The sequence below is a fragment of the Oleiagrimonas sp. genome, from assembly GCF_027858935.1.
Lineage (GTDB): Bacteria > Pseudomonadota > Gammaproteobacteria > Xanthomonadales > Rhodanobacteraceae > Oleiagrimonas.
In genome coordinates this window covers 1-6,670 of sequence record NZ_JAQIBU010000070.1, presented here as the reverse complement: position 1 = coordinate 6,670, position 6,670 = coordinate 1, and the positions used below count along the sequence as shown (strand labels likewise).

Here is a 6,670-nt window from a genome sequence, read left to right as displayed (position 1 = left end):
CTGCGCGAGACCGAGGAGGAAATCGGGTTGCCGCGAACCATCGTTCGTCCGGCCGGTTTTCTGGATTGCTTCGAGACGATCAGCGGTTTCGTGATCACGCCCGTGGTGGCCTTTGTCGGTCCGAGCATGCCGCCGCTGCGTCCCGAACCCGGTGAGGTCGATGAAGTGTTCGAGGTGCCGCTCGACTTCCTGCTTGATCCGTCGAACCTTCGGCGCTACACCATGCAATACCGTGGCCAGTCGCGCGAGATGGCGGAATTTCGTTTCGGCCAGCATCGTATCTGGGGCGTCACGGCCGCGATTATCACCAATCTGCTCGAACGCATGGGACGAGTGCCATGAATGAACCGGTATTGATTGACGCCACGACCCTTTCCCGACTCGATCCTGCAGGCCTGCTGCAGGTGGATTGCCGCTTTGATCTGGCCGATCCTGCCCGCGGCTATCGCGAGTATCTGCAGGGCCATCTCCCCGGCGCCGTGTATGCCAGCCTGGACGACGACCTTTCCGATCTCGGCAAGAAGACAACGGGCATGGGCCGGCACCCCCTGCCGGACGCGGCCGATTTTTCGCGCACGTTGGCGCGCTGGGGGTGGACCCCGCAGACCGAGGTGATCGCCTACGACACCGCGGGCGGTGCGATGGCCGCACGCCTGTGGTGGATGATCCGGGCCATCGGTGGAAAGGCCCGCGTGCTTGACGGCGGACTGGCTGCCTGGGAACAGGCCGGGCTGGCGCTGGAGACGGGGCCCGTCGAACGCGCGGCCACATCGGTGCAGCGGGAGTTCGACGCCAGCCTCATGCTCGACACCGCGCAGTTGCGCACGGCCTTGGAGCAGGGCGAGGTGGTGCTGGTGGATGCACGTGCCGCCGCGCGCTTTCGCGGAGATGTCGAGCCGCTGGATCGCGTGGGTGGCCACGTGCCCGGTGCGTGCAACCGGCCTTATGCGGACAACCTGGATGGCAACGCCTGTTTTCGCACTCCAGAAGCGCTGCGGGTGGAGTTCGAGCAGATTCTGGGAGACCGGGACGCGCACCAGAGCGTGCACATGTGTGGTTCGGGCGTCACGGCCTGCCATAACCTGCTGGCCATGGCGCATGCCGGGCTGCACGGTGCGCGGTTGTATCCAGCGTCCTGGAGTGGCTGGAGCAGCGACCCTGATCGCCCGGTGGCCATCGGCTCATAGGGTCAAGCGGCCGGGCACGACGCCGCATGCGGGCTTGTTGCGAGCGTCTCACGGACCGGCTGTCGGCGAACGATGCGGACCCTGCGTCACGCTGCAGCCGGGGCTGCCTGGCGACCCGGTACGGCGACGTTGCGCAATTTACCCGTCAGCTACCTGGCTTTCTTTTCCTTGAGGCTGGCGACCAGGGCGTGCAGTACTCTCTGGGTCTCCTCATTGAACCATCCGTCGAGAAAGTCGTCGACCGACAGTGCGTCAATGTCGGCGAAGGCGGCGGTGAGATCCGCACGGGCCATGGCCCGTGTGGTGCTCATGGCCCTGGTCGGCAGGGACAGCAGTTCACGCATCCACAGCGATGCGCGGGTGACCACTTCTTCCACCGGCGCCAACGCGTCGACCATACCGATTTCCAGCGCCTGTTCGGCTTCAAGCATGGCACCGGCCACCAGCAGCCGCTCTGCGCGATAGGTACCGACGGTGCGACGCAAGGCAAGCTGGATGCACTCGGGCACGGTCAGGCCCACCTGCACCTCGTTCAGGCCGATACGGTAGGGCCCGCGCGCCATCACCCGGTAATCGCAAAACAGCGCCAGCACGGCGCCACCGGCCGGGCTGTGGCCGGAAATGGCCGCCACGGAGGGAATCGGTGAACGCGCCAGCGCCGCGCACAGGGCAAAGAATTCACGCCAGAAGGCGCGCATGCTTTCACGATCCAGGCCGAGCAGGACAGGCACGTCGAGTCCGGCCGAAAACATGCCCTCGCTACCGGTGATCAACAGGCCACGCGCGCCTTTTGCGGGCGCGCCCTCGATCTGCTTGCGCAACTGCGTGACCAGTTCGGGATCCAGCGCATTGACCGGTGGACGTGCCAGGCGAATCTCCAGGATGTCGTCTTGGTTTCGGATCTCAAGCATGGGGCTCTCCTCAAGCGGCAACGCAGTTAATGCTGGTCCGCCGCAGTCCATTGGTAGCGTATGGCGTAGTCCAGCGTGGACTTGCCGTGGGCAGGGACTGCGACCTTGAAGGTCAGGGTATCCGTGGTTTGCGTATCCGGCGGTTGGCTGGATGAGGTCAGCGACCACTGGTTCCAGCGGTTGGGATGCTCGATCACGCTGACCGTGCGTGCCACGTCTCCGCTGTTGGACAAGGTGACCTGGAAGGCCTCGTCAATGCGGTGATTGGCATCGTCCAGATTGAATGCGGTGCGTTGACTGCTGGCATGCAGGTCGAAGGCCGTACCCAGGTGCAGCGATACCTCGGCATCCTTGGACGTGTCCTGGACCTGGTCTTCACCGAGAAACTCGACCTGACCATCCTTGTCGGTCGTCAGCACGCGCATGCCGCCGGCCGGCATGGTGTCGAAGGCGCGAAATGTCAGGATGCTGGCAATGCCGCCGCGCTGTGGAGCGGCATCGATCGAGGGGTTGGTGACGGGGCGGGGTGGTGTCCATGCGCGGCCGTTCTCGAATGTCCAGCTGCGTTGGCAGTCGATGATCTTGGGCGAGTACAACGGCGTGACGCTGACGCTTTCGTCAGGCAGGTTCACGGGGTCGGGAAGCGTGAAGCTGCGATAGGCATCCAGTGTGTCCTGGCTGGGCATGGCTTGCTTCGCGGAGGCCATTTCCATCACCGGATAGGGCCGGCCGGATGAAGCGGAGAAGTTGGGCTGGCCGGCCACCAGCTTGATCTGCGCATGGTCCCAGTCGCGGCCGCTGCGGTTGGCGATGCTGGCATTGGCAGCCAGGTTCATCCGGCATGAGTCTCCCGGCTGCAGCGTTGCGGTGTAGGCCGCGCGCCAGCCGAGGCCGCGGGTTGGATAGGTGAGATCGACGTCGGCATGGCCTGAGGTATCCGAATGCAGACGCACCTGAAGGCGCGATCCGCTGCCCGTCTCGCCTGCGATCAGTTTCACCGCACTGTAACGGCGTACCACGGTGGGGCCGAACACGTCTCCGCCGATGATCAGGCTGCCGTCCTTGCCCACGCGAACGAGTTCGCCGCGCACCAGTTCCTGCCCGTTGTCGCCGATCACGCTGACTTGCTTGCCGATCTGTCCGATCAGGACATCGTTGCGTCCTTGCGCCAACAGCAGGCGCTGGGAAAGCACGTGAACCCGCCCGCTGTCGAAGCGAAGGTCGACAGCTTCCGGATCAAGATAGTCCGGCAGGTTGCCCAGGGTGATGTCCTGGGTGCCCTTGGAAAGGCCGATGCTTCGCTGCTCGTGAATCACGGCATGGCCGGCGTCAACCGAGCCCTGGCCGGAATGGAAAAGGCTGCTGTTTGCGCTGTGGTACAGGGTCAGGTGGGGGCCGTCGGTGGCAGCGGCGAGCGGGGCCACCATCAGGCCGGCGACAAGGAGTGACATCGCGATGCGTTGCATGACGGACAAACTCCATAAAGTGCGGGACCAGTTCGCATGATAACCAGAGCCGATGAATCGCGCGTGTCACTGTCCGGATTGCGGCAACGATGCAGCGGTCAATCCGTGCCCTTTGCGGCCATGCGCACCGCCTCGGGCAGGGGAGTGGATTTGCCGGTGGACGGGTCGATCCAGACCAGGGTCACAGTGCCATCGCAGTAGACCGTGCCGGAGGGATGTGCGTCGACGATGTGGTGGCCCAGGATCATCGAGCTGTTGCCCAGGCGATCGCAATGCAGTCGCACTTCCACGCGCGCCGGCCAGTGGATCGGCGCGCGGTAGTTCAGCTGGCAGGCGGCCATGACCGGTGCGCTTTGGTCATCCATCCACGTGCCGGGCAGATGCTGCAGCCAGTCCAGTCGCGCCTGTTCCACATAGGTCAGGTAGATCGAGTTGTTGACGTGGTTGAAGGCATCCAGGTCACGCCAGCGGACCTCGATCGGGGCAGTGAACAGGTTCTCGTGGTTGCTTTCGTTCATGCGCGCTTGCGTTTCCGTGTCGGTGCGAGGTTGAGGTGCGGTTTGAGGAACCGCCCGGTATGCGAGTGCTTGTTCGCGGCCACGTCCTCGGGCGTGCCCGTGGCAATGATGCGGCCCCCACCGGCACCACCCTCGGGTCCGAGGTCGATGATCCAGTCGGCGGTCTTGATGACGTCCAGGTTGTGCTCGATCACCACCACCGTGCTGCCGTTGTCGACCAGCTGGTGCAGCACGTCCAGCAGTTGCTCGATGTCGTGGAAGTGAAGCCCGGTGGTCGGCTCGTCGAGGATATACAGGGTGCGCCCGGTGTCGCGCTTGGACAGTTCGCGCGAGAGTTTCACGCGCTGCGCCTCGCCACCGGACAGCGTGGTCGCGCTTTGGCCCAGCTTGATGTAGTCCAGGCCCACCGCACGCAGGGTCTGCAGCTTGCGCGCGATCACCGGCACCGGTTCGAACAGTCCCAGCGCCTCCTCGATGGTCATCTCCAGCACGTCGGCGATGGTATGGCCCTTGTACAGGATCTCGAGGGTCTCGCGGTTGTAGCGCTTGCCGTGGCACACGTCGCAGGGCACGTAGACATCGGGCAGGAAGTGCATCTCGACCTTGATCAGGCCGTCGCCCTGGCAGGCCTCGCAGCGGCCGCCGCGCACGTTGAAGCTGAAGCGGCCGGGTTTGTAGCCGCGTGCGCGAGCTTCGGGCACCTGAGCGAACAGTTCGCGCAGCGGCGTGAACAGGCCGGTGTAGGTGGCCGGGTTGGAGCGTGGGGTGCGGCCGATCGGGGACTGGTCGATGTCGACCACCTTGTCGAACAGCTCCAGGTTCTCGACGCTCTCGTGCGCTGCCGGTTCGGTGCTGGCACCGTTGAGTCCGGCGGCGACGATGCGGTACAGGGTGTCGTTGATCAGGGTCGATTTTCCCGAGCCGGACACCCCGGTGACGCAAGTGAACAGACTGGCTGGAATCGACAGGTCGACCTGTTTGAGATTGTTGCCGCTGGCGCCGCCCACGCGCAGCCAAAGGTCCGCGTCCGGTTCGCGGCGTTGCTCGGGCACTTCGATGACACGCTTGCCCGACAGGAACTGGCCGGTGACCGAGCGTTCGGCCTTGAGCACGTCCTTGAGTTGTCCCTCGGCGACGATCTCGCCGCCGTGCACGCCGGCACCGGGTCCGATGTCCAGGATATAGTCGGCGGAACGGATGGCGTCCTCGTCGTGCTCGACCACGATCACGGTGTTGCCCAGGTCGCGCAGACGTCTCAGCGTGCCCAGCAGGCGTTCGTTGTCACGCTGGTGCAGGCCGATCGAGGGCTCGTCGAGTACGTACATCACACCGACCAGGCCGGCGCCGATCTGGCTGGCCAGGCGGATGCGCTGGGCTTCGCCGCCGGACAGTGAATCGGCCTTGCGGTCCAGGGTCAGGTAGTCCAGGCCGACATCGATCAGGAACTTCAGGCGCTCGCGGATTTCCTTGACGATCTTGGTTGCGATCTCGCCGCGCCAGCCGGGCAATTCCAGGGTCTCGAAGAAGCGCTGTGCGTCCTCAATGGCGTCGCTGCCGATCTCGGGCAGCGTGCGTTCGGCCACGAACACGTTGCGTGCCGAGCGGTTCAGGCGCTGGCCGCCACATGCGCTGCACGGTTTTTCGGCGATGTAGCGCGACAACTCTTCGCGCACGGCGGAGGATTCGGTCTCGCGGTAGCGGCGCTCCAGGTTGGGCAGGATGCCCTCGAAGGCATGCTCGCGGGTGACCTTGCCGCCGCGCTCGGTGAGGTAGCGGAAGGCGATGGCTTCGCCATCGGAGCCGTGCATCACCGCGTTTTGCACCTTCTGCGGCAGGTCCCGCCAGGGCGTATCGACGTCGAAGCCGTAGTGTCTGGCCAGCGACAGGATCAGCTGGAAGTAGTGCGCGTTGCGGCGGTCCCAGCCGCGCACCGCGCCGCCGGCCAGCGACAGCTCCGGATGGCGCACCACGCGTGCCGGGTCGAATACTTGCGATACCCCCAGGCCGTCGCAGCTCGGGCAGGCGCCAATGGGTGAATTGAACGAGAACAGGCGCGGCTCCAACTCCGGCAGCGCGTAGTCGCAGATCGGGCAGGCAAAGCGCGAGGAGAACAGGTGCTCCGCGGCGTCGGGATCGGCTGCTCCAGCGCGTCCTGCGCCCGCAGCACCCGGACGTCCCTGTCCAGCGTCCAGGTCGGAGACGATGGCCAGGCCCTCGCCAAGGCGCAGGGCTGTTTCAAAGGATTCGGCCAGGCGTTGCTTGAGCTCGGCGCGGGGGCGGAAACGGTCGATCACCGCCTCGATGGTGTGCTTCTGGCGCAGGGTCAGCGGCGGCACCGCGTCCAGCTCGTGCACATGGCCATCGACGCGGGCACGCACGAAGCCCTGGGCGCGCAACTGCTCGAAAACCTGCGCATGCTCGCCCTTGCGCTCGCGGATCACCGGTGCCAGCAGCATCCAGCGCTTGTCGGCGTCCAGCGCCAGGGTCGCATCGACCATCTGGCTGACCGTCTGTGCCTCCAGCGGGGTGCCGTGGTCGGGACAGCGCGGGCTGCCGACACGGGCAAACAGCAGGCGCAGGTAATCGTG

At 65.4% G+C, this 6,670-nt stretch carries 6 protein-coding genes; 2 read left to right on the top strand and 4 right to left on the bottom strand.

Translation table 11 applies throughout. The features are described 5' to 3' along the window. Positions 1–342: CoA pyrophosphatase (locus PF446_RS02700; RefSeq protein WP_298069448.1), on the top strand; the 342-nt coding region annotated here is incomplete at its 5' end. Continuing rightward, positions 339–1,187, top strand: a complete 849-nt coding sequence (locus tag PF446_RS02695) for a sulfurtransferase (protein WP_298069445.1) — start codon at positions 339–341, stop codon at positions 1,185–1,187. The genes PF446_RS02700 and PF446_RS02695, both read left to right, overlap by 4 nt. Positions 1,188–1,336: 149 nt before the next feature. Here the strand turns inward: PF446_RS02695 and PF446_RS02690 are convergent, their stop codons facing one another. From PF446_RS02690 to uvrA, 4 genes are all read right to left on the bottom strand, one after another. Beyond that, entirely contained in the window at positions 1,337–2,098 is a 762-nt protein-coding gene (locus tag PF446_RS02690) for an enoyl-CoA hydratase/isomerase family protein (protein WP_298069443.1), read from the bottom strand. A gap of 26 nt (positions 2,099–2,124) precedes the next feature. Then, positions 2,125–3,564, bottom strand: a complete 1,440-nt coding sequence (locus tag PF446_RS02685; protein WP_298069441.1) for a DUF4139 domain-containing protein — start codon at positions 3,562–3,564, stop codon at positions 2,125–2,127. A gap of 98 nt (positions 3,565–3,662) precedes the next feature. After that, the gene (locus tag PF446_RS02680; protein ID WP_298069440.1) at positions 3,663–4,082 is read right to left on the bottom strand and encodes a thioesterase family protein; all 420 of its coding nucleotides are present in this window, start codon (positions 4,080–4,082) and stop codon (positions 3,663–3,665) included. Then, a partial coding sequence (gene uvrA / locus PF446_RS02675; RefSeq protein ID WP_298069438.1) for an excinuclease ABC subunit UvrA occupies positions 4,079–6,670 on the bottom strand: 2,592 nt, incomplete at its 5' end. The genes PF446_RS02680 and uvrA, both read right to left, overlap by 4 nt.

Excerpts from the sequence above, each read along its gene's own strand:
- PF446_RS02695 (WP_298069445.1), top strand. The coding sequence starts at position 339 with ATGAATGAACCGGTATTGATTGACGCCACGACCCTTTCCCGACTCGAT.
- PF446_RS02690 (WP_298069443.1), bottom strand. The coding sequence starts at position 2,098 with ATGCTTGAGATCCGAAACCAAGACGACATCCTGGAGATTCGCCTGGCA.
- PF446_RS02685 (WP_298069441.1), bottom strand. The coding sequence starts at position 3,564 with ATGCAACGCATCGCGATGTCACTCCTTGTCGCCGGCCTGATGGTGGCC.
- PF446_RS02680 (WP_298069440.1), bottom strand. The coding sequence starts at position 4,082 with ATGAACGAAAGCAACCACGAGAACCTGTTCACTGCCCCGATCGAGGTC.